Origin of the sequence: Neobacillus cucumis, assembly GCF_016908975.1 — a bacterium.
Classification (GTDB): Bacteria; Bacillota; Bacilli; order Bacillales; family Cytobacillaceae; genus Neobacillus; species Neobacillus cucumis.
In genome coordinates this window covers 1-25,532 of record NZ_JAFBEX010000009.1, presented here as the reverse complement: position 1 = coordinate 25,532, position 25,532 = coordinate 1, and the positions used below count along the sequence as shown (strand labels likewise).

Here is a 25,532-nt window from a genome sequence, read left to right as displayed (position 1 = left end):
CATTACACATGCAATTATTGGGACTGCACCATGTATCAATCTTAACAGGCAAAGCGGAAAAAAATTATGAGTTTTATACCAAAATCCTTGGGATGAGGTTAGTTAAAAAAACGGTTAATCAAGATAATACACAATCCTACCATCTTTTCTATGCCGATGCGGAGGGTACACCAGGTACTGAAGTTACTTTCTTTGACATACCAGGTCTCGGGTCTTCCTACAGAGGAACGACAGATATATCAACAGTATCCCTAAGAGTAAAAACAACTGATTCGCTGTTGTTTTGGCGTGAAAGGTTTAAACAACTGGGTGTCCAACACGATGCTGTGATCCAGAAAAGAGCCGGTCGTGATAGTTTAGCTTTCCGTGACTTTGAAGGAACCCGTCTTATCCTCGTAGCGGATAACGGTGAGGATGGTGTTCGGGCAGGTATTCCTTGGAAGCGGGAAGATATACCGGTAGAACATGCAATTGTCGGGTTAGGCCCTGTAACCCTTACAGTCAGTATTCCTGAACCAACAATCGGCATTCTTACAGAGGTAATGGGATTTCGATATGTAAATTCCTATCCATCACTTGAAGGGGAGTATCCCGATCTAATGGTTTATGCAACAGGGGAAGGGGGAAGCGGAGCGGAAGTCCATATTGAACCAAGACCAGATCTTCCTCGTGCCCGAATCGGCCGCGGAGGAGTACATCATGTGGCGTTCCGGGTTCCAAATGAGGTTGAGTACAATCAATGGGCCGAGCGGTTAAAGGAAAATCGGATAGCGAGTTCGGGGAAAGTTGAACGTTTTTATTTTAAGGCACTTTATTTTAGAGAACCAAACGGCATATTATTCGAACTTTCTACCGACACACCTGGCTTTGCAACCGATGAACCTTTGGACACAATGGGACAAAAATTAGCATTACCACCCTTCTTAGAGCCAAAACGACAAGAAATTGAAGCTAATTTACGTCCGCTAGAATTAAATTAAATTAGAACTTGGTTTAAAACAGATGAAAAATTTCATCTGTTTTTATTTGTGTTAATTGGTTAAATTAACTAAGACGAAACCAAGAGGGGTGAAGTTCTTTGAATTGTCCGCAATGTGTCTATTCTAATCCGGATGGAGTGAAATTCTGCTTAAACTGCGGTGAAAAGTTTGTTAAGTCTAACACGCAAGAGGACGACAACAGCTTATTTTATGAGTTCGCTCATTATGTAGATTTTGTGCCTAAATTTGAAAGGTCCATTGAACCAAAATTTCAAAACATCTTTTCGCGTGTATTTCGTAATCACACTGAACTTGAAGCTGAACGGCTTTTCATCGTTGGAACGGCCCTTACGACTCCTAAAATTACCGAAGTAAAAGAAACTTGGCCAAAACCTTGGCTTTTTGCAAGGGTATTTATCTTTGCACTACTTGCTTTCACAGGGTTATATGTGGGCGTTGATTATTTTAGAAATGTAAATTTTATACCTGGACTTATCATTGTCGGTGCTTTTGCAGTTCCATTAACTACCTTAATATTCTTCTGGGAAATGAACGCACCCCAAAATATTGCCTTTTATCGGATTATATATGTTGTGTTTATCGGTGGAATCGTCTCCATGTTAGTGGCCCTGGTGTTTTTCGATATTCTAAGAAATAATATCAATCCTATTACAATCGGAATTGGGGAAGAGCTTGCCAAAGCGATTACCGTCATCACGTTTGTAAGATACCGAAAATACCGATTTATCCTAAATGGACTTCTTATTGGTGCGGCTGTTGGGGCCGGATTTGCGGCGTTTGAAACCGCTGGTTACGCTCTTAGAGCACTGCTTTCCGGAGATGCCAAGAATTTATATATCACCATTCTTTGGCGCGGTATTTTAGCTCCTGGCGGGCATGTAGCATGGGCGGCTTTGACAGGTGCAGCTTTTTGTAGGGTGCAAGGGGATCATCCATTTGAGCTAAAAATGTTAGTTAAATTTAAATTTTTACGTGTTTTTCTCCTAGTCGTCTTGATGCATGCATTATGGGATACTCCTATTTCAGGAATGTTTCCATTTGGCCAGATTTTCTTAATGGCTGTATCCTGGGTGGCGGTTTTCTTGCTCATTCGGGCGGGGCTTAAAGAAATTGGTACTAAAAAATCAATGTCAAAAACTGACTATCCAATCATGGAGAATTCGTAACACAATAAAAATTAGCCCCCTGTGTTTATGGCTTACACTAGGGGCTTGTCTCATTAAAATAGTCCTGCTTCTTTTGCTGCTTTGAAACTATTTTTAGCGAATTCAACTGGATCTCCAACATTTTCCCAATGCATATACATTAGGCGTGGCTCATCGAATAGCCAATGGTTGTGAACCGCTGTTACAATAAGCCCTCTTTTTCTTAATGCGGATAGAAATGGATTAATCTCTTCTTGAAGAATTACTGTTTCACCTAAGTTGAGAGTCTTTCCATTTTGTTTGTTTTCAAATGATAGAGCGAATGGCAATGCAAGTGGGGAAAGTGTGCGGCGTCCAAGAATGGTTGCATCGATATTGCGAAGACGTTGAACGACACAAACAGGTGTTGAGGTAATAACCATTCCTCCAATAATATCTGCTAGTTTCTGGCATTTGCTACAACTAACTCCTGCCACATTACCTCTCATGTCTTCCGAAGATTCCATTTCACTTGATTCAAAATCATGATTAGACCCTCTAAAGAAGTTTTGATTTCCTAATTGATCAAACTCTCTTCTAGCCATAAAGATCACCTCCTTGTCCTATTTCAATAATTAGCTTATTCCTTTGGAATATAAAAGAATAGGCAAATAGACAAGTAGAAAAGCCCTTTTTAATTAGTAGTTTTAAAAAACTTCTTAATCCTCATCCTGTGTTAAATGTTTTGCTATCTTATAGCCAATTAGGTAGGTCGCAGGAATCTTTTATCGGTATATCATTATCATTATTTTGACCAGCTTCTAGGACTAGAACTGAAGTTTTTTTATTATCCGTTAGTGTTTTCGCGATAACTGCACCAGCAGGTCCAGTTCCGACAACAATATAGTCAAAGATATTTTTGGACTGACTAGTAGTCATTTCTCTCATTCTTCTTTTCTTTGTTTATTTATCTTATGATTAGAGGAGGGGAGCGTATTAGGTAAAAATACTAGGTGATAAAGTAAATCAAATAATGTTTTTGTTATGCTATTTAATTTTAAACCAAATACAAAAGGTCTTCCCATTTGGAAAGACCTCGTTGTTAAAACTATTACATGTGTTCTCTAAACTTCACGCTGTAGGTTTCTTTAGTTACATTTCCTTTTCGTTTTAGTTTATTCCACCCAACGGTGACACCCATCATTGCAGAAACAATGGATTTTATTACGACATAGGTCATTAGTTGTTTATATAGGATTCGTTGAAGAAATAAGGATCCCAATGGTTTTGGACTTTCATTCTCTAAGCGAAAAGCATATAAAGAAGTAACGAAATCTAGCAAGTAAAAAAGGATAAAACCAATCGCTGCTTTTTTTGGATTTCCATTAAATAGTGCTATTATGAACAAAATATCCGCAATAGGAGAAATAGTTTGATATATATATTGAAAAATCCACATATTTGGAAGGGCGATAAATCCTAATGATGGATGTTGTTTATTGACTAAAGCCCCGCGATGTTTCCATAAGCATTGTAGTGTACCATAAATCCAGCGGTATCGCTGTTTGGCTAGACTTTTTAAATCTTCCGGCACTTCTGTGAAGGCATAAGCCTTTTCTTCAAACTCAATCTTTTTCCCTTGGCGTAACAGAGTAAGCGTGATGTCGGTATCCTCTGCCAATGTATCTTCTTTAAAGTATCCAGCTTCTACTACCGCTGTCTTTCTCCATGCACCAATTGCACCTGGTACTACAGTAATGCAATTGAGCGCGGCAAAAGCTCTTCTCTCGAGGTTAAAGCCTGTTACATATTCAATATGCTGCCAATTTGTAAGGAGGTTGCCCTTATTCCCTACTTTTACATTACCTGAGACAGCAGCAACATGTGCATCTTTAAAATGGTTAACAAGCAGGGAGATGGCATTTTCGGCAATGAGTGTATCAGCATCAAGAGCCACCACAATTTCGCCTTTTGCTTCCTTAAAACCAAGATTTACCGCAGAAGATTTCCCCCCATTTGTCTTTTTCATTAATCGAACTGAGGCATGGTTTTCGTAGGTTCTATGAACAACACCAGCGGTATCATCCTTTGAACCATCGTCGATAACTAAAACCTCAAAAGCTGGGTAATCACTAGATAATATCGAATCAATCGTTTTGCAAATTACCTTTTCTTCGTTATATGCTGCGATAACCACACTAACAAATGGTGTAAAAGAAGGGTCAATCACCGTTTCTTTATACTTTTTTACCTGCTTTCTAGAAAGGAAGACAAAAAGGACCAAGCGCAAAATTCCTAAAATAATAGCTGAGTAGAAAAGGAAACTTAATCCTAACCGCCAGCCTTGTAAGAGCTTAAATACTGCCTTATCGTAGACTAAATATGAACTGTCTTGATTGGCAGAAGGCATGACCTGACTATCTGTTTTTTCAATAAGCTGACCAATAGTCGTAAAGGTATAGCCCCGCTTTTTTAGTTCATTTATTATTATTGGCAAAGCCTGTACCGTATTCGAGCGGTCCCCTCCAGCATCGTGCAGTAAAATCACATTTCCTTCTGGCAGCTGCTTCAATACCCGCTGTACTATCACATTACTAGAAGGTCTTTGCCAATCGTTTGTGTCAATTAATTCACCAACCATGGTATAGCCCATATCCTGTGCCCGCAAGATTGGAAGTAATTCGTTTCTCGTACTTGGCTCCGCATCAGCTACATATGGAGGGCGGAAAAGGGTCGTCGAACGACCAGTCAATTCCTCAATCAAACGCTGATTTGCGTTTAACTCCAATTTTGTCTGAAAAGCAGTCGTTGAAGCCACATCAGGATGTGTAAAGGTATGACTGCCAATTTCATGGCCTTCATTAACCATCCTTTTAATTAGATCTGGATGCAGAACAGCATTCTCACCCACGATAAAGAAGGACCCTTTTATATGATACTTGTCCAATATGTCCAATATTTGAGGTGTATAGGCTGGATCAGGACCGTCATCGAAAGAAAGGACAACCTCCTTATCTTTAGGTTTTCCATAACGAACTACCTCAAAAGGCTTTGGCAGGGAAGTATAAGTTTCATTATTAATCATTCCCTCTGAATTTAATTGAATGATTCTTTTCCCATTTTTAGATTGAGAGATAATTTTTAGAATCTCACCCGAACCTTTATAGTGAACTAGCTGAGGACTGGTTAGATTTTTAAGAGCATTTGCTGGGTTATATATTTCCTTTGATTTATTAAGATAATTCCAGATAGAAGGGTCTTCAGAGCCGAGACGCCAAATAGCAATTCCTTTTGAACCACTCTCCATTGCAGTTCTCATTTGATTGTAAAATGTAGCCGCATCTAAAAACCAAACAATATGGTTTTTTCCATTTATTTTGTAGCGCAAATAGGGGTTGCCTGTTTGCTTATTCCAATGAATTTGAAGGTTCGTCCCAATTCCTAAGTTCATAATATCCCCGAAAGAAAGCGTCTCTGCGGGCTGTTTTGCATTTTCTTCCCAGTCATATCCGTAATTTCCCAAACTGACAATCAATTTTTTGGCAGGTAAATTGAGCTGATGTAAACTCTCTTTTACCCAATCGGTCGGAGCGATAGGTCCAGGTTTGCTCTGGGAGTTGTGTTGGTCATATTGCATGACAATGATCCGATCCGCGTTTTTGGCTAAAGAATTATAATCAAAAGCAGAATTATTTGGCGGGACATCAATAGTTACCAAGAGATTTTGCTGATGAAATTGTTGCGAAACCTTAGCTATAAAACTGGTGAAATTCGCTTTATCTTTTAGATTGATATTCTCAAAATCAATATTAATACCTGCAAACTCATTCGTTCTTACATATGCTAGCATTTTCTTAATAAAAAGATCTTCAGCCCCGGGATTAGTAAATAATCGGTGAAGAGTTTCCTCGTCCCATTTATTATTAATAAAATTATTTACTACTGGAATAACCTTTAATTGATTCGATTTTGCTTCTGCTTTTATAGCTGAATCAGTGCTCTTTTTTAGAGTCAGTTTAGAAGTAAGTTCAAGCCACTCCGGTAAAAGGGTTGTAATAGAATGAATATTTTTCTTAAAAGAAGTATTGCTGTTTTCGTCCCAATTGACATAAAAAGCATAGACTTCCTGTTTGCTCGAAAGCTGATTATTGTTTGATATACTGTTATTTTTTTGAATAAGAGGGGAAGATTGTGTATTTTGCAACTGTGATGCAAGTTGTTCTTCACTCAAACTTTGATTTATTGGTTGAATCTCGCTCGTTTCAGAGCCATTATTTAATTGAAGCTTAGGAAATACTGGATTAGTATATAAACTTTTAATAAAAATAATAGATACCAAAACAATTAGTGAAATAAAACCGATAGTGATTCTTTTAATAAGCGACCATCGCCTTTTGGCAGGATCAAGAAAAACTTGTTCTTGATTTCTCTCTCTTTTTTTCAGCCCTAAGTTATAAAACCAATGAAAGAAAAAATAACAGATTAGCCCGATTAAACCACCTAATATAGGTGTAACGTAATCTGCCTTTATGAAATTGAAATTCAGAAAGGGTAAATGACGTATATTAGGAATAAAAATAGGAACCAATGTACCAAGAAACAAAGCGATAAAATTTAGGCGTAGAAAAAGAGATAGAACAAGCAATAATAGAATCCTTATATTAAATACAGGCAAATAGGCCAGGAAGAATCCAAGTGAACTCGCCAATGCACCTCTATTGCCGGTTACAGGTGCAAAAAATGATCGAACCATCCACCTTAAAACTAGATTAACCATGACTCCTCCTTAAACGTTTAAAATATAAATAAATAATTTAAATTTAATCATTTACTTATGTTGTTATCGGTGACAGGCACCTGAGTTGTTTTTCGACAAAAAAAGACACTCACCAAAATGGTTAGGTAGTCTTAATAGAATTTTGGGGGTAGGCTGAAACTTTTTGTTAAATCTATAGGAACTTGTGTCAATTATACCCCCATAAATACCAGAGGATTGGTCGAAGTTTTGTAGTGCAATCTTGCATAAAAAGACAAGAGGAGACATTTATGAACAAGCGAACAATTGGGGCCCTAGCCATGGTATTAGTCGGGTCCGTAACATTTTCGGTTACCAACTCTTTGTTAGCCGATGATACTATTAATCGAAAAGATCAAGCTAATGAATTAACCATACCAAGTAAGCAAAATACAAACGATTCTATCAATCAAACAGAAAAACAACTCCATATTCAAACGACAAAAGCAGTGGAGGATACTGATGAAACTAAAAATACAGTAAAAGCTCCCTTAGCTACAATCAATATAAATAAGTCGAAAACTACGAGTTCAAACAAGATGAAGCTAAACACGGAAACTAGTAGTAATAAAACCATTACACAAACTCAAAAAAGAACAGCAACAAGTACAACAGCACCTGCTGCTAATGCTACAGCAACAACTAGCAAACCTATTACGAATCAGAAAACAATCACAACTACCAATAAAACGACAACAACCAGTCAAACTAGCAGCAAGACAACTGCCACAGCTACACCAACAATTTCAGCCGCTCCTACAACAACTACGACAAACCATGGAAATCAAGTTTCACAAGATGCAAGAGAAAAAGCTCTGAGTCGTAAAGTGGTACAAAAAAGCAATGGAAAGAACAAGTAATATCGAAAAAGGATCGCAGACCATTTCGCCTAATCGGAATGGTCTATTTTCATTGATTTAAAGCCGTTGTTAAGGTTTTTAAGCGAAAAATCGAGTTGGTTTCATTATTAGAAAAAATAATCTACAATGATTTATTTTCTTGCTGGTTAAGATGTGATTTTATTTTCTTAACCTATTGTTAAAAATTGTACTATTTTCAGTTTAAGTCTCTGTTATTATTCATAGTTGATTGTCGTGTAGGTATGAGAATTCATAGACGGAGAATTTCCGCCTAATATATAAAGAGGAAGGTTAAGAAGCAGAAATAAGCGGAGAACTTCCGCTTAACTGCTCTAAATAAGACCAAATCCTAAGATTTGGATAATATAAACGGAAAAACTTCCTTTATTTATAAAAAAATAGGTGTATTTACCAATTTAAACGGAATTTTTCCGTTTATTTTTCAAATACAGTGAAATCTACATTCAGTTATAATAGAAATATTAAGTGGTGTTTTGCTAGATTTATTCTTGGCATATGATGAAGATAATAGATGAAGGGAAAAGAGCATCCCAATGATGCTCTTTTGATTTTAAAATAATGTTATTTTTAGTGGATTTAGATACCTAAATAGATGCAAAATACTGTGTTTTTTTCACAAAACTCCCCATCAAGAGAACCAGTTAAAAAAGAAGGGGGATCCTTTTTATTTCCACTTCTTTTACCGTTTTCTTTAATTGTGACGTTATTCACAGAATATTATAAGTTATTGAATTAAAATGTGTTTACTAATCAGCTAGAATTTTTTTACTATTGCCAAAAAATCAAAAACATAAAAAGAGGAGATTGAACACGTGAAAAAAACTAATTTACCAATCGTCTACTCATGCTCAGGATGTTCTTCCGCCGCACAAACTGCTAATATGATTGCTATTAAAATGGACCGGGATAAAGTGGCTGAAATGTCCTGTATTGCTGGTGTTGGAGGGGATGTTAAGCCACTTGTTAAGCTTGCGAAATCTGGAAGAGAAATCATTGCCATTGACGGCTGTCCTTTAACCTGTTGCAAAAGTTCTTTGGCAAGGCATGAAGTTCAACCTAAACATCATTTTGTACTTTCCGACTTTGACGTACCAAAGATCAATGGTGCTGACCCTGATCCTAACCTTTACATAAATGCTTACAGTAGCATTTTAGAACTTACGAAAATTTAAATTTTATTAACATAAAAAGACCGCTAAATGACTAGCGGTCTTGATTGATTCCTTTGTTCTTACTATAGTCCCAATATTTAAGGGTATCTGTTTGTCCGGTCGGTTCACTTTTTGTTATATCACCGTTTTCGTCTTTATAGACTTCATATTCCTCATATGTTTCGATGATGTAACCATTCTTTTTTTCGCGTTTCACTAGTTTTTCTTTCGTTTCAGGTACATCTGTAGAAGACTCTGCAGATGCTGAGATGGCTGCAGCAGGCTGGTCGTTCGAATAGGCATAGTTTTTATTCAGGAATGAGTAGGGGGAATCAAGATAAGCCGAAAAGCCTAATAATATCAAAGCAAATAGACCACAAATAAAGGTTTTTCTTTTCATGAAATGCTCCTCATTTCTACCAGAATCCTCACCCCCATTTTATGCATGTCCACAAAACATATGCCTTTTAAATTAGGAATTCGTTATTTTCGCCAGATTAATCTGTGGACGAAAGATACGAAATAGAACGAAGGCAGCGATGGTTATGACAACCCCTGAAAGGTACGGAAGTCCAATCGTTAAAGAGAATAACCATCCGCCAAGAGGGGGACCTATGATTCTGCCTAATGAATCAAATGAAGATAATAAACCGGTCGCTCGTCCATGACCTTCATTAGAAGACTTGGTCAATAGAGAAGAGACACTAGGACGGATTACGCCGTTTCCTAATCCAAAAATGGTTAAGAAAATGGCTGCGGTTGTAAAACTATGCACCAAAAGGATTAGCCCAAAACCGACCGCAGAGACGATCAAGCCTCCTTGAATAACTGAAATTTCCCCATATTTCTTCGTTAATCTGCCGACCAATCCGCCTTGAACGAGGGCACTGCCGAAGCCCATAATCATGAAAATGTATCCTAATTGAATGGAGTCAAGACCCGCTTTTTTAGCAGCAAAATAAGCAAACGTTGCTTCCAATCCTGAAAGGGATAATGAAATCAGGAATTGAACGAAAAATAATATAGAGGTCGCCCCACTAAGAGCTTTCCAAAGAGATGGTCTTTTCTGTCCGGTTTCGTTTCCTTTCTGTTTTGATTCTTTTACTAGAATGAATACGAGGAATAAGGTAATAAAGGAAGATCCACTTGCAAGATAAAAGGGCATATTTAAGCTGATTTTTGAAAAAATACCGCCAATTGCCGGACCAAACACAAATCCAAGACCTGTAGCAGCACCTACAATGCCCATACCTTTACTTCGATTTTCCTCCGTTGTAATATCCGCTACATAGGCCATCGCAGTGGGCATATTAGCAGAAGAAAGGATTCCCCCTAAAATTCTTGCCACAAACAGCATCCACAATTGAGTCGATATCGCTTGGATAAAAAAGGAGATAGCAAGTCCGGCAATTCCAAGCATCATGACTGGTTTCCTTCCAATACGGTCGGAAACTTGACCCCAAACTGGAGCGAAGATTAGTTGCATAAGCGAATAAACGCCCATTAGCAAACCCAATTCAGTTGGATTTGCGCCAATTTCCTGCGCATAGAAAGGTAAAACAGGAATGATGATTCCAAATCCAACCATCACTAAAAACATGACCAGAAATAAGATAGGTAGGGCTTTTTTTGTTTCCAATGAATCTCACTCCCCTTAGAATTTTAGGTAAGAATAAAGGAAAATTAGGTGCTAAAACAAGCATTTTAAATCCATTATTTCCTTTGTTGCAAATGGTATGCAAATTGTTTGGAGGGAAACTTGTTCGTAAAGCAAAACAGCTGAAAGTTATGATAGAAAGCGAAGCTAACTAGCAGTTGCTTGATGATAACAATATGCTAGCAAATTAATAGCGATAAGATAGTGATTGATAGAAGATAAAAAAACACATCTTAACAGGAAGATGTGTTTTGTTGAAAGATAAAAAATATAAAATTTGTTTTGAGAATTGTCCAGCTCCAGCGCCTAGCAACTAGTGTACTTCACCCATCTCCCTACGATAAGTCAACATCAAATCGCTTACGCTCTTTGTGTTTCCTTTATCTCAGTCGATGGGCTCCAGTCCATACGTTGCTAAACAGGCGCTTCCGCTTTTCTTATTTAACTGCCTTTCTAGTGCTCTCGGAAGCAAAGTCAGCAATGATAACAAGAATCATATAACACAATAGAAGCAAGGTAATCTGCGTGTAATCGAAAAAGCTCATCGCAAGTTTAAAGTTCATCCCCAATCCACCTGCACCAACAAATCCAACCACGATGGTGGTCCTCATAATCACTTCCCAGCGATAGAGAATATAAGTGAGAAACCTAGGCATGACACTTGGAAGAATACCATAAAAAAAGCTTTCTATCTTAGATGCACCAGCTGATGCTAAATTTCGAATTGGGCGGGAGTCCATGTCCTCTATCACTTCAGCCCAAAGTTTGCCTAAAATCCCAAAATTATGGAGGGCAAGGGCGATAGCTCCGGGTAAGAGACCAGGTTTAAAGATAAAGATAATCATCATTGCCCAGACTAACTCAGGAACGGCCCTTGAAAAAATATAAGCAAGTCGAACTACCCCATATAGCGGCCAATTGTACCACTTTCTAGCCCCAGTTAGTTTTCCATTGGCGATGCTCCTAGCCGCCGGAACGACCGTTAAAAAAGCGGCAATGGTAGCAAACCCAATCGCCATAATACTCATTTCCAATGTTTCAAGTGTTAGTTTTAAGGCCGCAGCCCAGCTTTTCTCATCAAGATACGCCGGATGATCAATCCCAATCCCAAGAAGCCCGCTGAAAAATCTACTTGCCGCTGTCAAATTTCTATCGGAAAAAAGCTCAAAAAATTGCGCGTTTTCTCCAAGAGCAATGTATACCCATGAGCCAATAATTAACACAAAGGTAAGGATAACCGAATACCATCCAGTGCTAATACCACGCCGTTTTTTACGCTCTGTAAAGACTCTTCGAACAAAATTACTCCATAGGTCTACTAAAATGACGAGCACTATTAGAAAAAACACAAACGCCCAAACCCGATCATATCTTAAATCCTGTAGCGCAAGCTGGATTTGATAACCTAATCCGCCTAGGCCAACAAAGCTCATAATTGCTGAAGAACGAATGGCACACTCAAACCTGTACATAGTATAGCTAATCATATCTGCCCAAACTAAAGGGAGGTACCCATAAAAAAGGGTTTGCAGCTTAGAAGCACCTGACGATTTTAAGGCCTTTATTGGTTCTTCTGAAACATCATTTAGCATATCAGCGAATATTCGTCCTAAAATTCCCCCGTAAGGTATGGCGATAGCAAAGATGGCCGCATAAGGGGAAAGTCCAACAGCTGCCACAAACAGCCATGCCCATATAAGTTCATGAATTGAACGGGTAAAGCCTAAAATTCCTCTAAAAAATACTTTCGAGATCCATTTTGAGGTCTTTGAAGACGACAAAACTCCTGAAGCAAGAATACCAACTACAAAGGCATAGAGTATAGCTAAAGACATCCCGGCAACAGCATACACCAATGTAATCCAGGATGATTGAAGTCCGAGCAATAGTACTTCAGGGGAGAGATCGGGATGAAAAAGACCCTCAAAGATTTGAATTAATGTTGGAATCCCACCGGAGTGAAATAAATCGGCATTCCATTGAATTGCAAAAAGACTCCAGACAAAAATAGCGATAAGTAGAAGAGAGAGGAAAAAACGATTATGCAATCGAAATAAGCGATCTAACCTCATACTACTCCACCACTTTTGATTTGGTATAACTCAGCTAAAAGCTCATCGGACACTTGTTCTGTTGGTAGGTCAAAAAATATCTCACCATTTTTCATTGAGATAATTCTGTTGAAATATTTTCTTGCGTATTCTACAGAATGAAGACTTGTGATTAAAGTCTGTTTTTCCTCAGCAGCTATTTTCGTTAGCATCGCTAAAATGTCATCCGCTCTTGCAGGATCTAAAGAAGCAACTGGTTCATCTGCCAAAATTACTTCTGGCTTTTGGACCAATAACCTTGCCATCGCCACACGCTGCTGTTCCCCCCCTGATAACGTAGAGGTAATTTCATACGCTTTTTCAGGAAGACCGACCCGTTTTAAGGCTTTCAGCGCAATATCCTTTTCCTGAGGTATTAGTAATGAAAAAAGGGACTTAAAGGTTCCCCAGTCTGAAAGTTTTCCTGCTAAAACATTATGAATTACAGCAAGTGGACCGATTAAATCAAATTGTTGTCTAATCACACCAACCTTTTTCGCAAAGACCTTTCCTTTTTTAAAAGTAGAAAGGGGCTGCCCATCAATCAGGAGTTCTCCTCCTGAGATGGGCACAAGCCCCGCAATCGAATTAAGCAGAGTGGTTTTACCAGCTCCGCTTGGTCCGATTAATGCGATTAATTCGCCTTGTTTTATGGTAAAAGAAAGGGAAGATAAGGCTATCTTCCGCTCAAAGTGTTTCGTTAAATTGTTGGCTTCAATCTTATTTTTTGAAGACATTTCTATGACACCTACTACTTAATGATGTTTAATTCTTTTGCTACCTTTTTAATCTTTTGGTAATTTGCATTTTTTGTTTCAATAAATTTATCCGTTTGGAAGAAATCGGTTATGTCTTTTTGTTTCGTCGTAATGGAAAGAATGGCATCTTCTACCTTTTTCTTAGAACCTTTTCCAAAAACATCATCAACATTGCTGTTGATTGTCCAGTTATAATCATAGAAAGCAGGTGTTGTGTAGAATACCTTCACTTTGTTTGTATCCACTTTCTTTTCTTGGACAGCTGCTTGCCAAACTGCTTCATTTAAAGCGCCTGCTTTAAATGCACCTGATTCTACTAATTTATAAGTAGCATCATGAGATCCCGAGAAGTTTGGTTTTCCATCAAAGTCTTTGCTTGCATCAATCCCAGCTTCTGATAAGTAATAACGTGGCATTAAGTGTCCTGAAGTTGAACTTTCACTACCGAATGTGAATGATTTCCCTTTTAAATCTTCTAATTTTGTAATGCCTGACCCTGGTTGGGTAATGAAAACGGAGTGGAACTCAGCATCTCTTGGTCTTTGCGCAAACGCTTCAGCACCCGGTACGAGGCTGACTGCTTGTACACTTGTTAACCCTCCGAACCATGCCATATCAATTTCACCGCGCTGGAAAGCCGTTACTAGAGCAGCGTAATCAACAGATGGAACAAATTCAACCTTCAGCCCGGTTTTTTCACTAAGGTAGTTAGCAACTGCCGTCATCCCTTTATTAAGATCAGAAGCATTTTGGTCAGGAATTGCACCAATTTTGAAAACTTCTTTGGTGTTGGTTGTTTCTTTTTTTGTGTCGCTTGCTTGATTATCCTTTTGAGTGCCGCATGCAGCTAAGGAGAAAACTAGCATAGCTAATAAAACAATAGAAAGCCATTTCTTCATAAATTTCCGCACCTCTTAGTATTTCTATTTGTTATTGCCTTTTATATTATATAAAACAAGATAGGCTTAAACAAACATAATACCTGATTATTTTATCCATATCTATCGATAATCCTAATAAATGAAGCTTATTCCTTTCACCAACCTTTTGTTTATATATAAGAAAAACCCCTGCTTACAGGGGTTAGGTTTACTAAACTGTCATTTGTGACCATTCTTCGACAAGATACCCAATCTTCATAAACCTTTGCTTGCTCTCCACCGCTTAATTGACTCAGAGGGCGGGAGAACTGTTTAATTTTCTATCTATTCCATGGCTTTTTTTAATGAAGATGTTTATACATGCACCCTTGCTTGTACATATAATAGAAAAAAAGGGAAGAGGTGTTTTATTGGCTGCGGTTAATCATGATGGAATTAGCATCGGTACTATATCCGGAGGAATTGTAAACTTTGGTGGAGCTGTTACCATTGCTCCCATATCAATCACAAAGACCGTAACTGGTTCTGGAACTGGTAACCAGGGAAGCACAACCACAACAAGTAGTGGAGGGAGTTCTAGTCCTATAAGTGAGACTAGTTTAAATGAAATTTTAGATATCATTAGGCGGAGTTTAGAATAACTCCGCCTAAAATTTTTCCGAAACTATAAAACATATAAATAAAAAAAGACCTTTGATTCGAAATCAAAGGTCAAAATGGGCTTAGTGGTCTAGGCTAAGCCATATTGGGAGGTCTAAATTCAGAAGAAGAATTTAAACGAGAATCAGTGATAATGTTTATTCTCACTTAAACATTATCATCTTATTTCATACTATACTTATTTAAACTTAATTTTATCTTAACTTTATGAGAGGTAGCTAAAAAAAAAGACCCCTAAATGGAGTCAAAAGTATATTTCAAGGGGGCAATTAGTATCTTTATTATATAAATCTTTATATATGTTAAAAAGAGGAATTATAGCCATATATTTCTAGGAAAAATTATCTAAATAATTTTCAGAAATAAGCATATTTATTTTCTTGATTTTCCTCTTCATTTAACCTTTACTAACACTTCAAAAGTACATTTTTGCTAAGAAAATGTAGGCACGTATCGACATATTTTAAGCAGTAATATGCGAGATATACATAGATTTATCTTAACTTTATGCCACGCTTTGATTTCTATTATTTACAACTTGGCTTTGCTTACTAGATTTTGCCACATTAAAGATGATATTGAGTATAATCGCCGTTAAACTTCCTGCAACGATTCCGCTGTTTGTTAAAATTTTCACGCTTTCCGGAAGTGCGTCAAAAAGATTAGGAACAGTTGTTACTCCTAGACCTACAGCAACCGAGCAAGCTATGATTAAAAGATTTTCTTGAGATGTGAAGTCTACTTTACTTAGCATTTTAATCCCGGAAGCAATAACCATTCCAAACATCGCTACCATGGCACCGCCAAGAACAGAGGTAGGAATAACTGTAGTTAATGCTGCTACCTTAGGAACAAATCCAAGGAAAATTAAAATACCAGCCGTAGTGTAGATCACATTTTTCGATTTAACACCTGAAAATTGAACAAGTCCTACATTTTGAGAATAAGTCGTATAAGGGAAGGAATTAAATAGTGCTCCTAAAATACTTGCTAGGCCTTCTGCACGATAACCTTTTACCAAATCCTGTTCCGTTAACTTTTTTCCTGTAATATCACTTAATGCAAAGTACACACCAGATGATTCTATTAGACTAACAATTGCCACAAGTGTCATCGTAATAATTGGAGCTAATTCAAACGTTGGTGCTGCAAAATGCAGGGGAGCAACCATATGGAACCATGAAGCCTCTCCAACTGCTGAAAAATTAACTTTTCCTAAAAGTGCAGCGACAATCGTCCCAGCAATCAGCCCTAGTAAAATAGAAATGGCACGAATGAAGCCTTTAGAAAAACGATATAGAACAATAATGAATAATAATGTTCCAAAAGCCAGAGAAAGATTTGTGACTGATCCGAAATCAGGGCTTCCTTGTCCACCCGCAACATTGTTCATAGCAACAGGAATAAGGGTAAGTCCAATGATTGTAACGACAGAACCAGTTACAACAGGCGGGAAGAAACGAACAAGTTTTCCAAAAAATGAAGCAATTAAAATGACAATGATACCTGAAACAAGGATCGATCCATAAATCGCACCCATGCCATACTGGCCGCCAATGGCAATGATCGGACCAACGGCAGTAAACGTACAGCCAAGAACAATTGGAAGGCCGATTCCAAAGTATCGATTTTGCCAAACTTGTAAAAGAGTAGCGATCCCACTAGTTAGGATATCTAATGAAACTAAATAAGCTAGTTGCTTGCCAGATAAATGAAGGGCACCGCCAATTATAAGAGGGACAATCACCGCTCCGGCGTACATTGCTAATACATGTTGTATTCCTAAAGATGCTGTTTTCAATGGACTTTGTTTCATTAGACTAATTCCTCCACTTTTTCATTGATAAATTGAACTTCTCCGTTGGAAAGGGATGCGATTCTGGCTAACGACTCTACCCTTAAGCCTAATTCTTGCAGTTTTTCTGTCCCTTGCTGGAAGGACTTTTCAATCACAATGCCAATCCCCATCACTTTGGCACCGCTTTGGTTGATAATATCCACTAATCCAAGTGCTGCTTGTCCATTTGCAAGAAAATCATCAATTACTAGAACACGGTCGTCTTGATCTAGATACTTTTTAGAAATCGAAATTTCACTTGTTTCATTTTTAGTAAATGAATGAACAGAAGCAGAAAGTAAGTCATCTGTAAGAGTTAAAGACTTTCTTTTTCTAGCAAATACCACAGGAACATTCATATATAATCCAGCCATTACTGCGGGAGCAATACCAGAAGATTCGATTGTCACGATTTTCGTAATTCCTTCATTGGCAAACCGTGAAGCAAATTCTTTTCCAATTTCGTTCATTAGGAAAGGGTCAATCTGATGGTTTAGAAAGGAATCCACTTTTAATACTTGATCAGATAACACTCTTCCATCCGATTTAATTTTTTCCTCTAGTAATCTCATTTTAATAAATCCCCCTTGAAAAAATAAAAAAGCCCAATGGTCATTGCTCACGTCTTTTAGAGTGAGGCAATGACCATTGGGCTTTTCGTTTCTATTATTAATAGAAAAGCACAAATAGACAAATACATTACCCACTCATAGTCAGATTGTTAACGGCAATCTGGTAGAAACTTGCGGGCCATATTCCCGCGATTATATGAGCGAAACTTATCTTTTATGTAATCACATTATAACATGATAAAAGAGGAAATCAATGACTTTTTCACCAAAAAACGAACATTAATTAAAATTTTCCGTGCATTATTCGTCTATAGAAAGCACTTTCATAGTAATTTTATGGTATTTCAATCAATGATTGAATATTCATTCATTTTGGAGTACTATTAAACTACAGATTTTTAGTCAGAATATTCCGAATAGAGGGAGTGGTTTTGCATGCAAAAATCAATACCTGATAGTTGGTGGAGGCAATTGCGGTTACCAGTCATTTCTGCCCCGATGTTTTTGGTGTCAGGCACCGAACTGGTTAAGACCTGCTGTTTAAATGGAGTGATAGGCTCATTTCCTGCGCCTAACGCAAGGCCTATCGAAGTTCTAGATCATTGGATGGGACAGTTAAATGATGAGCTTGCGGAGGCACGAGTAAAAGATCCAAATCGAAAAATTGCTCCTTGGGCCATGAATATGGTCGTACATAGTTCATACAGCCGCCTACAGGATGAACTGAATTTAATTAAAAAGCATAAGCCCCAATTAGTGATAACCTCGCTAGGAAGTCCAAAACATGTTGTCGAAATTGTTCATGGATACGGAGGATTGGTATTTTCAGATGTAAGTGATTTGATATTTGCAAAAAAAGCCGCTGATGCGGGGGTTGATGGTCTTATCCTTGTGGCAAGCGGCGCAGGTGGGCATGCCGGGCAGATAAATAGCTTTGCGTTTGTTGATATGGTGCGGTCATTCTGGGATGGAATCGTCATTCTTGCCGGTTCCATCTCAACAGGAAAAGGGATACTAGCTGCGCAGGCTGCAGGAGCCGAGCTCGCTTACATGGGAACTCGTTTTATTGTAGCGAAAGAGAGCATGGCTAATGATGAATATCGAAACATGCTGGTTGAATCCACACAAGAGGATTTGATCTTAACCGATGCCTTTTCTGGGGTAAAGGCAAACATGCTGAAACCAAGTATCAAAAAAGCTGGTCTTAACCCGGAGCAATTGGTAAAGAAAGACCAAGTGAACTTTGACGATATGCAAAAAGAAACCAACGCCAAAGCGTGGAAGGATATTTGGTCCGCCGGACATGGGGTGGGGGTCATTGATCGGATTGAATCAGCGGCAGATATTATTAATCGTTTGGAAATAGAATACAGGGAAGCACTTCAAAAAATTAATGGTTTCGCCGGAAAACTATCGAGTGTAGGCGTAAATTAATCAATAGGTAAGGAAAAAGGAACCAATCAACTTACGGTTCCTTTTTCTTGTTCTTATACTCCTCTTTTTCGCCATCATATGACCACTTTAAAACCCGATTTACTATCAAAAATATGACATCCTTTCTTAGAAGCAATTGTAAATTGTATAAAGAGCAATATAACGAAAAAGAGGCAATTTAGAAATGACTTGAATAGTTACTTTTCACAACAAAGGGGGAAATTTTTGTGTCCAGCCATATTTTAGAAACATTTTTAAATGAAAATCTCAAAGATTTGCAGGGGAAGGGTTTATATAATGTCATCGACCCATTAGAAAGCCCAAACGGACCCGTTATTACGATCAATGGCAAGGAACTTATTAATCTATCTTCTAACAACTACTTAGGCTTAGCTACGGATGTCAGACTTAAAAAAGCCGCAAAAGAGGCAATTGAAAAGTATGGAGTGGGAGCAGGGGCTGTACGAACAATCAATGGAACGCTTAAGCTGCATGTCGAGTTAGAAGAAAAATTGGCTGAATTCAAACATACAGAGGCAGCTATTGCCTACCAATCAGGGTTTAATTGTAATATGGCCGCTATTTCTGCTGTCATGGATGATAATGATGCCATTCTTTCGGACGAATTAAACCATGCCTCGATTATCGATGGCTGCCGTCTTTCCAAGGCAAAAATTATTCGATTCAAACACTCTAATATGGAGGACCTTCGTGCTAGAGCTAGAGAAGCGAAAGAATCTGGTCAATATAACAAAATCATGGTGATAACAGATGGTGTATTCTCCATGGACGGGGATATTGCCCTTTTACCCGAGATCGTTAAAATTGCTCAAGAATTTGATTTAATCACTTACGTAGATGACGCTCATGGCTCTGGTGTCCTAGGAGAAGGGGCCGGAACAGTCAAACATTTTGGACTTTCTGATAAGATTGATTTTCAGATTGGTACATTATCTAAGGCAATTGGAGTTGTCGGGGGATATGTGGCCGGAAAGAAACATCTCATTGACTGGCTGAAGGTCCGCAGCCGTCCATTCCTTTTTTCCACTTCCTTAACACCGGCAGATGTGGCAGCCAGCAAAAGTTCGATTGAAATTTTAATGGAAAGCACAGGACTTAACAAAAAACTATGGGAAAATGGCGATTATCTGAAAAAGGGATTAAAAGAATTAGGATTTAATATTGGACATAGTGAAACCCCAATAACTCCTTGTATCATTGGGGAGGAGACACTTACACAGCAATTTAGTAAACGTCTTATTGAAGAAGGAGTTTATGCAAAGGCGATTGTGTTCCCAACGGTAACAAAGGGTACAGGTCGTGTCCGCAATATGCCAACTGCCGCCCATACTAAGGAAATGCTTGATCAAGCCATCGCCATATATGAAAAAGTCGGGAATGAAATGGGCGTCATTTCATCGTCAATCTAGACACTTTGCACACCGTTGAAACGTATCCTTAATTAAAAAGTAAAATACGCTATTCTTGAAGAGGACGGAGAAACGGTGATGAAGAGGATTTTAATCACAGGTGCATTGGGGCAGATTGGTTCGGAACTTACCTTAAAGCTACGCGAAATTTATGGAGCAGATCAAGTCATTGCCACAGATATTAAAAAGAATGATAGTGAAGCTGTCGTAGGTGGTCCTTTTGAAACGGTTGATGTGACGGATGTTAACAAACTGATGGAAATCGCTAAAAAATATAAGGTTGACACCATTATGCATTTAGCTGCACTGCTATCTGCTACAGCAGAAGCAAATCCCATTTTTGCATGGAAATTAAATATGGGTGGTTTGATGAACGCCCTTGAAACGGCACGGGAATTAAAGGCTCAATTTTTTACTCCTAGTTCAATCGGCGCCTTTGGACCATCAACGCCCAAAATCCATACACCTCAGGATACAATCATGAGGCCAACTACCATGTACGGGGTTAATAAGGTAGCCGGAGAATTGCTAGCTGACTACTATTATTATAAGTTTGGTGTTGATACACGTGGATTACGGTTCCCCGGACTGATTTCTAATGTTGCTCTTCCAGGCGGGGGAACAACCGATTATGCTGTGGAAATTTATTATGAAGCTGTTAAGAAAGGAAAATATACTTCTTATATTGCTGAGGGTACCTACATGGATATGATGTATATGCCAGATGCCTTGCGTGCGATCATTGATCTGATGGAAGCAGATGCATCCAAGCTCAAGCATCGCAATTCCTTTAATGTCACAGCTATGAGTATTGCACCAGAGGATATTGCGGCTAGTATTGCTAAGTTGGTACCTGGGTTTGAGCTTAATTATAAGGTTGATCCTGCACGTCAAAGGATTGCTGACAGCTGGCCGGATTCCATTGATGCAAGTGCCGCTAGTGAAGAGTGGGGCTTCAAGTATGAATATGATTTAGATAAAATGACCAAAGATATGATTGAGAAGCTGAGGGAGAGGTTATAATTTATTAAAGTCTTGACCAAAGGGGCTCGGTTATTTGGTATAAGTTTTGCTTATGGCTCATTTTCCGGCTGAAATGGCTCATTTTTTAGAATGATTGGCTCATTTTATTGTAAATATGGATGATTTTTTCACATTATTGGCTCATTTTTCATGATTCATGGACTTTTTACCAAATATTAGAAAATATATTTCTTCAAAAAAACAAACAGCGAAGCATTTAAGCTCCGCTGTTTATCTCTTTACATAAATAAGTTTTTCTTGTTTCTCCAGCACCCGACCAATAATCGCCGCTTGAACGATACCATTCTTCTTGAGCTGGTCAACATAACTTCTAGCTTCTTTTTCATCCATTGCAACAAGGAGACCTCCTGATGTAATGGCATCACAAAGGACGAGCTGCTCTTCTAAAGATATATCCTCATAAGCCGTATCGTTGCTGATCCATTTATGATTAGATTTAGAACCGCCTGGGACAACACCATTTTCCGCTAAGTTAACCGCACCGTGTAAAATGGGCACTTGGCTCCAATAAATTTCAAAACTCACACCACTGCCTCGGGCCATTTCGCTTCCATGACCAAGCAATCCAAATCCAGTCACATCGGTTACAGAATGCGGCTGATAGTTGGTCAAAAGTTCTGACGAAGTTTTGTTAAGCATGGCCATTGTTTCTGTTACCACTTGCTCCTGTTCGTCTGTAACAGCACTTCTTTTAATACCAGTCGTCAGGATCCCGACACCTATCGGTTTCGTTAAAACCAGCACATCGCCCGGCTTCGCACCAACATTTTTCCAAACTTTGTCCGGATGAATAATGCCTGTTACAGATAAACCGAATTTAGGCTCTTGGTCATCAATGGAATGCCCACCGACAGTAATGGCGCCTGCTTCTTTTACTTTATCGGCAGCACCACGAAGGATCTCAGAAAGCATTTCAGCACCGAGCTTTTTAATTGGAAAACCAACAATATTCATAACTGTTTTCGGCTGACCACCCATGGCATAAACATCACTTAATGCATTCGCTGCGGTAATCTGACCAAACATATAAGGATCATCAACAATCGGTGTAAAGTAGTCAACCGTTTGGATGAGAGCAATGTCATCTGTTAATTTATAAACCCCTGCATCATCGGATGTATCCAGTCCAACGATTAATTCAGGGACAGGTTCTTGTTTTGGTAATTGACGCAAAACTTGCGCCAGGTCCTCAGGACCAATCTTGCAGCCTCAACCAGCTTTTGTGGAAAAAGAAGTTAGGCGAATCTTTTCTTGTTCACTCAACATGTCCACCTCCATTATCATAGTATACCTCTTTTAAGTACAAATCGCACCCATCATGCAGAACATTTGCAGAGCCTATTCGGGAAACGATAAAATGTTTTTACTATCTAGATATAGGAAACACTTAAGATAGGAGGTGAAGGCGTGAAAAACTATCATGTTGTTGTTGAATTTTGTATGCAATGAAACTACGCACCAAAGGCTGCGAGTTTCGCAGAAGAGTTATTTAATCATTTTTATCGAGATATTCAAAAACTAGAACTGATTCCAAGTTCAGGCGGGGCGTTCGAGGTAACTGTTAATGGGGAAAAAATGTATTCCAAGCTCGAAACAGGTGAATTTCCAGAAACAGAAGAATTGATTGAAATGATGAAAACAAAATAACAAAAGCCCTCAAAAACGAGGGCTTTACTTTATGCATAATTTTATTATGTTAACCAGACGAAAAAAAAGTCACGCCTTAAACAAATGCCTAAGGAACTGTGATATATCTATTTTTCCCTGATCCTTTTTTGGTTTTAGAGATAAAAATCTCTAAAATACCATTTGAAAATGCGGCAGATATGTCCTGTTCTGTTATATTAAATGGAAACTCAATCGAACGTGACCGTTTTAGATGGGTGCGAGAAGGGGGGCGTGCCGAGACAGTTAATTTTTTATACTCTATATAAATTCTTACATCTGATGCTTTAAAGTCACTTAAATTTGCTTCGACAATCCATTCTTGATCGGTTTCGAACAGGTCAATTTGAAACTGTGTTTGATCGTAATAAGATGTTAACGGATCTAAGAAATAGCTTTCCAGCCACTTTTCCACTAATGCAAAATCAAAGGTTTGATTTTGTGGACTTTTTTTCTTCATATTTCATCCCCCTTGCTCGTTCATTTTATTCGCTCCAGCCTTAAAATGTGAAACGGTTATGATATAATAGGAAAAGAATTTTTACCAAGGGACGAGCTGTAAAAATGATAGAGTCATTCTGCTTAACAGCAATGAATCCATTGGAAAAGTCAATATTGTCAATTGCCTGTCAAAGAAGGAGATTTTTATCGTGAAAGAATGGTTACGTTCATTACCAGCCATCCATGAGCTTCAAAACCACGAAAGTTTTACCCAACTACTTCAAAAAACCGAACTTGATTACACACAGCTTACAAAACAATTAAAAGAGGTACTAGATCAAGCAAGAGAATCCATCCTAAAACAACAATGGAATGGTTCGGTGCCAGGCACCCATCAATTTATCGATGATTTGTTTCGAACATTGGAAAATAAGGTGCAAAATCAATATTCTTTTACATTAGAAAAAATCATCAATGCCACAGGGACGATTTTACATACAAACCTTGGCAGAGCCAGATTAAGCGAGAATGCAATTGCCCATGTGGTGGAAACCGCGCGAAATTACTCCAATCTTGAATATAATATTAAGGAGGGAGAGCGTGGTTCACGGCATAGTCATGTTGAAGCACTTATTAGGGACATAACGGGTGCGGAAGCGGCAATGGTCGTTAATAACAACGCTTCTGCTGTTTATCTAGTGTTAAGGGCCTTGGCTAAAGATAAAGAAGTTATTGTATCAAGAGGACAACTTGTTGAAATTGGTGGTTCATTTCGGATCTCTTCGATTATGGAAGAAAGCGGTGCCATCCTAAAGGAAATTGGTACAACCAATAAGACCCATCTTTATGACTATGAAAAAGCGTTATCACCAACTACAGCTATAATTATGAAAGTTCATACGAGTAATTTTAAAGTAATGGGATTTACCAAGACGGTTGAAACTGACGAACTTGTTAAGTTAACAAACGAGCAAGAGGGCGTTATTTTCTACGAAGATCTTGGCAGCGGTGCCCTGTATGATTTTAGAAAACATGGAATTGGCGAAGAACCTGTTGTAAGAGAAGTCATCGACATGGGGACAGATGTTGTAACATTTAGTGGAGATAAGCTCCTTGGAGGACCACAAGCTGGAATCATCGCTGGCAAAAAAGCAATCATTGATCAATTAAAAAAACATCAACTAGCAAGAGTGGTTCGAGTTGATAAAATGACATTGGCTGCTCTCGAAGGAACATTGATGGATTATGCCCGAGGGGATTCAGCGATGAGAAATATCCCAACGATTCGTGATTTATTAGTATCTATTCAACAATTAGACGAAAGAGCACAATTATTCGTTACAAAATTATTACAAAAATCGAGTCACTTTCAAGCAACTATTATACAGGATTCAAGCCAAGTTGGCGGAGGTACCATGCCGGATGTTTTCCTTCCGTCTACGGTTATTGCATTAAAGCATTATACGCTAACCGCGGAACAGGTCAGCAGAAAATTACGTACTGAAACGAAACCGGCGATTGTGACCCGAATTCAAAAAGACGAATTATTGCTAGACCTACGAACAGTTTCTCTAGAAGAAGAAGAAGATATATTATTGGAGGCATTAATAAAGATTCAAGGGTGAGGAAGCGCCTAAATAGGCGCTTCTATTTTGTGCGACGGGCAGTCGCACTTTTGCTTTTACACAAGCATGATTTACTGTTAAAGGTTGGGTCATGTTACTTCGGTAATAACAGACCCCGAATCCTGGAAGGTATATTTTCTCGGAGGTGCAAATCCTCCCGTAGGAATACTGGTATAACCTACGAAGACTAATCTAGGGCATTATCGTGAGGTAGTGTTTGAAGGAGATGCGGAAAATCGAGAGACCCGTAGTCGGATGAGCAGACCCAAATGCGAAAGCGTGAAGTACAACGGCTAGATAAGTTGGCGACCGTGCGGAATTAACGGGAAGTCCTAGTGACAATGCTTCTTAGCCAAAGAACCAGTCGACTAAGAGGGACTTATCAAGTGATGTGCTGGGTATGTTCAGAAGGAAAGTGCGATGACCCCGTGAGGTCTCCACTTTAACTTTAGGTGTTGATATATAAGGGAAATCCGAAGTTATCAA

22 protein-coding genes, 1 pseudogene and 1 riboswitch are annotated in these 25,532 nt (G+C 38.5%); of the genes and pseudogenes, 11 read left to right on the top strand and 12 right to left on the bottom strand.

The features are described from left to right. The first annotated feature begins 8 nt into the window (after window positions 1–8). Together JOC76_RS13190 and JOC76_RS13185 are read left to right on the top strand one after the other, a co-directional pair. Window positions 9–980, top strand: a complete 972-nt coding sequence (locus JOC76_RS13190) for a ring-cleaving dioxygenase (protein WP_205178259.1) — start codon at window positions 9–11, stop codon at window positions 978–980. 98 nt (window positions 981–1,078) lie between these two features. Beyond that, complete coding sequence (locus tag JOC76_RS13185; RefSeq protein ID WP_205178258.1) at window positions 1,079–2,167, top strand: PrsW family intramembrane metalloprotease; 1,089 nt, start codon at window positions 1,079–1,081, stop codon at window positions 2,165–2,167. Between the two features lie 53 nt (window positions 2,168–2,220). On the opposite strand, the gene JOC76_RS13180 is transcribed toward JOC76_RS13185, so the two are convergent. From JOC76_RS13180 to JOC76_RS13170, 3 genes and pseudogenes are all read right to left on the bottom strand, one after another. After that, the gene (locus JOC76_RS13180) at window positions 2,221–2,730 is read right to left on the bottom strand and encodes a DUF1259 domain-containing protein (RefSeq protein ID WP_205178256.1); all 510 of its coding nucleotides are present in this window, start codon (window positions 2,728–2,730) and stop codon (window positions 2,221–2,223) included. A gap of 172 nt (window positions 2,731–2,902) precedes the next feature. Beyond that, window positions 2,903–3,064, bottom strand: a pseudogene (locus tag JOC76_RS13175) (NAD(P)-binding protein); the annotation flags it as partial. 172 nt (window positions 3,065–3,236) lie between these two features. Further along, window positions 3,237–6,902 carry a trifunctional glycoside hydrolase family 18/polysaccharide deacetylase/glycosyltransferase family 2 protein gene (locus JOC76_RS13170; RefSeq protein WP_239557716.1) on the bottom strand — a complete coding sequence of 1,222 codons (3,666 nt, stop codon included), beginning with the start codon at window positions 6,900–6,902 and terminating at the stop codon, window positions 3,237–3,239. Window positions 6,903–7,171: 269 nt separating this feature from the next. Here JOC76_RS13170 and JOC76_RS13165 point away from each other — a divergent pair, with 269 nt between their 5' ends. Further along, on the top strand, window positions 7,172–7,780 hold the full coding sequence (locus JOC76_RS13165) for a hypothetical protein (RefSeq protein ID WP_205178254.1): 609 nt from the start codon (window positions 7,172–7,174) through the stop codon (window positions 7,778–7,780). A gap of 833 nt (window positions 7,781–8,613) precedes the next feature. Then, complete coding sequence (locus tag JOC76_RS13160) at window positions 8,614–8,973, top strand: putative zinc-binding protein (protein WP_205178253.1); 360 nt, start codon at window positions 8,614–8,616, stop codon at window positions 8,971–8,973. A gap of 31 nt (window positions 8,974–9,004) precedes the next feature. On the opposite strand, the gene JOC76_RS13155 is transcribed toward JOC76_RS13160, so the two are convergent. Further along, window positions 9,005–9,352 (bottom strand): hypothetical protein, encoded by a 348-nt coding sequence (locus tag JOC76_RS13155; RefSeq protein ID WP_205178252.1) that lies wholly within the window; start codon window positions 9,350–9,352, stop codon window positions 9,005–9,007. 72 nt (window positions 9,353–9,424) lie between these two features. Then, a complete protein-coding gene (locus JOC76_RS13150) occupies window positions 9,425–10,591 on the bottom strand; it encodes an MFS transporter (protein WP_205178251.1) in 1,167 nt (388 codons plus the stop codon). Between JOC76_RS13150 and JOC76_RS13145 the strand changes: the two genes are divergently transcribed. Then, a complete protein-coding gene (locus tag JOC76_RS13145) occupies window positions 10,582–10,764 on the top strand; it encodes a hypothetical protein (protein WP_205178250.1) in 183 nt (60 codons plus the stop codon). The genes JOC76_RS13150 and JOC76_RS13145 overlap by 10 nt on opposite strands. Before the next feature lie 282 nt (window positions 10,765–11,046). Here JOC76_RS13145 and JOC76_RS13140 read toward each other — a convergent pair whose 3' ends face one another. The 3 genes from JOC76_RS13140 to JOC76_RS13130 are packed head-to-tail and all read right to left on the bottom strand — an operon-like array spanning window position 11,047 to window position 14,356. Beyond that, window positions 11,047–12,681, bottom strand: coding sequence for a PhnE/PtxC family ABC transporter permease (locus JOC76_RS13140; RefSeq protein WP_205178249.1), 1,635 nt, complete (start codon window positions 12,679–12,681; stop codon window positions 11,047–11,049). Then, window positions 12,678–13,436 (bottom strand): phosphonate ABC transporter ATP-binding protein, encoded by a 759-nt coding sequence (locus tag JOC76_RS13135; protein WP_205178248.1) that lies wholly within the window; start codon window positions 13,434–13,436, stop codon window positions 12,678–12,680. Before JOC76_RS13135 ends, JOC76_RS13140 begins: the two co-directional genes overlap by 4 nt. A 14-nt stretch (window positions 13,437–13,450) precedes the next feature. After that, window positions 13,451–14,356, bottom strand: coding sequence for a putative selenate ABC transporter substrate-binding protein (locus tag JOC76_RS13130; protein WP_205178247.1), 906 nt, complete (start codon window positions 14,354–14,356; stop codon window positions 13,451–13,453). Between the two features lie 392 nt (window positions 14,357–14,748). Between JOC76_RS13130 and JOC76_RS13125 the strand changes: the two genes are divergently transcribed. Further along, complete coding sequence (locus JOC76_RS13125; protein ID WP_205178245.1) at window positions 14,749–14,979, top strand: spore germination protein; 231 nt, start codon at window positions 14,749–14,751, stop codon at window positions 14,977–14,979. Window positions 14,980–15,503: 524 nt separating this feature from the next. Here the strand turns inward: JOC76_RS13125 and JOC76_RS13120 are convergent. Both JOC76_RS13120 and JOC76_RS13115 read right to left on the bottom strand, forming a co-directional pair. Further along, window positions 15,504–16,814 carry a nucleobase:cation symporter-2 family protein gene (locus JOC76_RS13120; protein ID WP_205178243.1) on the bottom strand — a complete coding sequence of 437 codons (1,311 nt, stop codon included), beginning with the start codon at window positions 16,812–16,814 and terminating at the stop codon, window positions 15,504–15,506. Then, window positions 16,814–17,407, bottom strand: coding sequence for a xanthine phosphoribosyltransferase (locus tag JOC76_RS13115; protein ID WP_205178242.1), 594 nt, complete (start codon window positions 17,405–17,407; stop codon window positions 16,814–16,816). Before JOC76_RS13115 ends, JOC76_RS13120 begins: the two co-directional genes overlap by 1 nt. Window positions 17,408–17,525: 118 nt before the next feature. Next, window positions 17,526–17,627: riboswitch (purine riboswitch) on the bottom strand. Window positions 17,628–17,842: 215 nt separating this feature from the next. Here JOC76_RS13115 and JOC76_RS13110 point away from each other — a divergent pair. The 3 genes from JOC76_RS13110 to JOC76_RS13100 all read left to right on the top strand — a co-directional run bounded on the left by JOC76_RS13110 (window position 17,843) and on the right by JOC76_RS13100 (window position 21,294). After that, complete coding sequence (locus JOC76_RS13110; protein ID WP_205178241.1) at window positions 17,843–18,841, top strand: NAD(P)H-dependent flavin oxidoreductase; 999 nt, start codon at window positions 17,843–17,845, stop codon at window positions 18,839–18,841. A gap of 227 nt (window positions 18,842–19,068) precedes the next feature. Beyond that, window positions 19,069–20,271: a glycine C-acetyltransferase gene (locus JOC76_RS13105; RefSeq protein ID WP_205178240.1), complete on the top strand. Its 1,203-nt coding sequence runs from the start codon at window positions 19,069–19,071 to the stop codon at window positions 20,269–20,271. Window positions 20,272–20,349: 78 nt separating this feature from the next. Further along, window positions 20,350–21,294 (top strand): L-threonine 3-dehydrogenase, encoded by a 945-nt coding sequence (locus JOC76_RS13100; protein ID WP_205178239.1) that lies wholly within the window; start codon window positions 20,350–20,352, stop codon window positions 21,292–21,294. 231 nt (window positions 21,295–21,525) lie between these two features. On the opposite strand, the gene selD is transcribed toward JOC76_RS13100, so the two are convergent. Continuing rightward, a complete protein-coding gene (gene selD / locus JOC76_RS13095) occupies window positions 21,526–22,581 on the bottom strand; it encodes a selenide, water dikinase SelD (protein ID WP_372441948.1) in 1,056 nt (351 codons plus the stop codon). Window positions 22,582–22,755: 174 nt separating this feature from the next. On the opposite strand from selD, the gene JOC76_RS30870 reads away from it, so the two are divergent. Beyond that, window positions 22,756–22,962, top strand: a complete 207-nt coding sequence (locus JOC76_RS30870) for an Rdx family protein (protein WP_372441954.1) — start codon at window positions 22,756–22,758, stop codon at window positions 22,960–22,962. 88 nt (window positions 22,963–23,050) lie between these two features. Here the strand turns inward: JOC76_RS30870 and JOC76_RS13085 are convergent, their stop codons facing one another. Beyond that, entirely contained in the window at window positions 23,051–23,440 is a 390-nt protein-coding gene (locus JOC76_RS13085; RefSeq protein ID WP_205178237.1) for an Hsp20/alpha crystallin family protein, read from the bottom strand. A 190-nt stretch (window positions 23,441–23,630) separates the two neighbouring features. Between JOC76_RS13085 and selA the strand changes: the two genes are divergently transcribed. Beyond that, complete coding sequence (gene selA / locus JOC76_RS13080; RefSeq protein WP_205178235.1) at window positions 23,631–25,046, top strand: L-seryl-tRNA(Sec) selenium transferase; 1,416 nt, start codon at window positions 23,631–23,633, stop codon at window positions 25,044–25,046. Window positions 25,047–25,532: the final 486 nt, after the last annotated feature.

Bases quoted from the DNA above. Each gene is read 5' to 3' on its own strand.
- JOC76_RS13190 (WP_205178259.1), top strand. From the start codon at position 9: ATGCAATTATTGGGACTGCACCATGTATCAATCTTAACAGGCAAAGCG.
- JOC76_RS13180 (WP_205178256.1), bottom strand. From the start codon at position 2,730: ATGGCTAGAAGAGAGTTTGATCAATTAGGAAATCAAAACTTCTTTAGA.
- JOC76_RS13170 (WP_239557716.1), bottom strand. From the start codon at position 6,902: ATGGTTAATCTAGTTTTAAGGTGGATGGTTCGATCATTTTTTGCACCT.
- JOC76_RS13165 (WP_205178254.1), top strand. From the start codon at position 7,172: ATGAACAAGCGAACAATTGGGGCCCTAGCCATGGTATTAGTCGGGTCC.
- JOC76_RS13155 (WP_205178252.1), bottom strand. From the start codon at position 9,352: ATGAAAAGAAAAACCTTTATTTGTGGTCTATTTGCTTTGATATTATTA.
- JOC76_RS13140 (WP_205178249.1), bottom strand. From the start codon at position 12,681: ATGAGGTTAGATCGCTTATTTCGATTGCATAATCGTTTTTTCCTCTCT.
- JOC76_RS13135 (WP_205178248.1), bottom strand. From the start codon at position 13,436: ATGTCTTCAAAAAATAAGATTGAAGCCAACAATTTAACGAAACACTTT.
- JOC76_RS13130 (WP_205178247.1), bottom strand. From the start codon at position 14,356: ATGAAGAAATGGCTTTCTATTGTTTTATTAGCTATGCTAGTTTTCTCC.
- JOC76_RS13120 (WP_205178243.1), bottom strand. From the start codon at position 16,814: ATGAAACAAAGTCCATTGAAAACAGCATCTTTAGGAATACAACATGTA.
- JOC76_RS13115 (WP_205178242.1), bottom strand. From the start codon at position 17,407: ATGAGATTACTAGAGGAAAAAATTAAATCGGATGGAAGAGTGTTATCT.
- JOC76_RS13110 (WP_205178241.1), top strand. From the start codon at position 17,843: ATGCAAAAATCAATACCTGATAGTTGGTGGAGGCAATTGCGGTTACCA.
- JOC76_RS13100 (WP_205178239.1), top strand. From the start codon at position 20,350: ATGAAGAGGATTTTAATCACAGGTGCATTGGGGCAGATTGGTTCGGAA.
- JOC76_RS13085 (WP_205178237.1), bottom strand. From the start codon at position 23,440: ATGAAGAAAAAAAGTCCACAAAATCAAACCTTTGATTTTGCATTAGTG.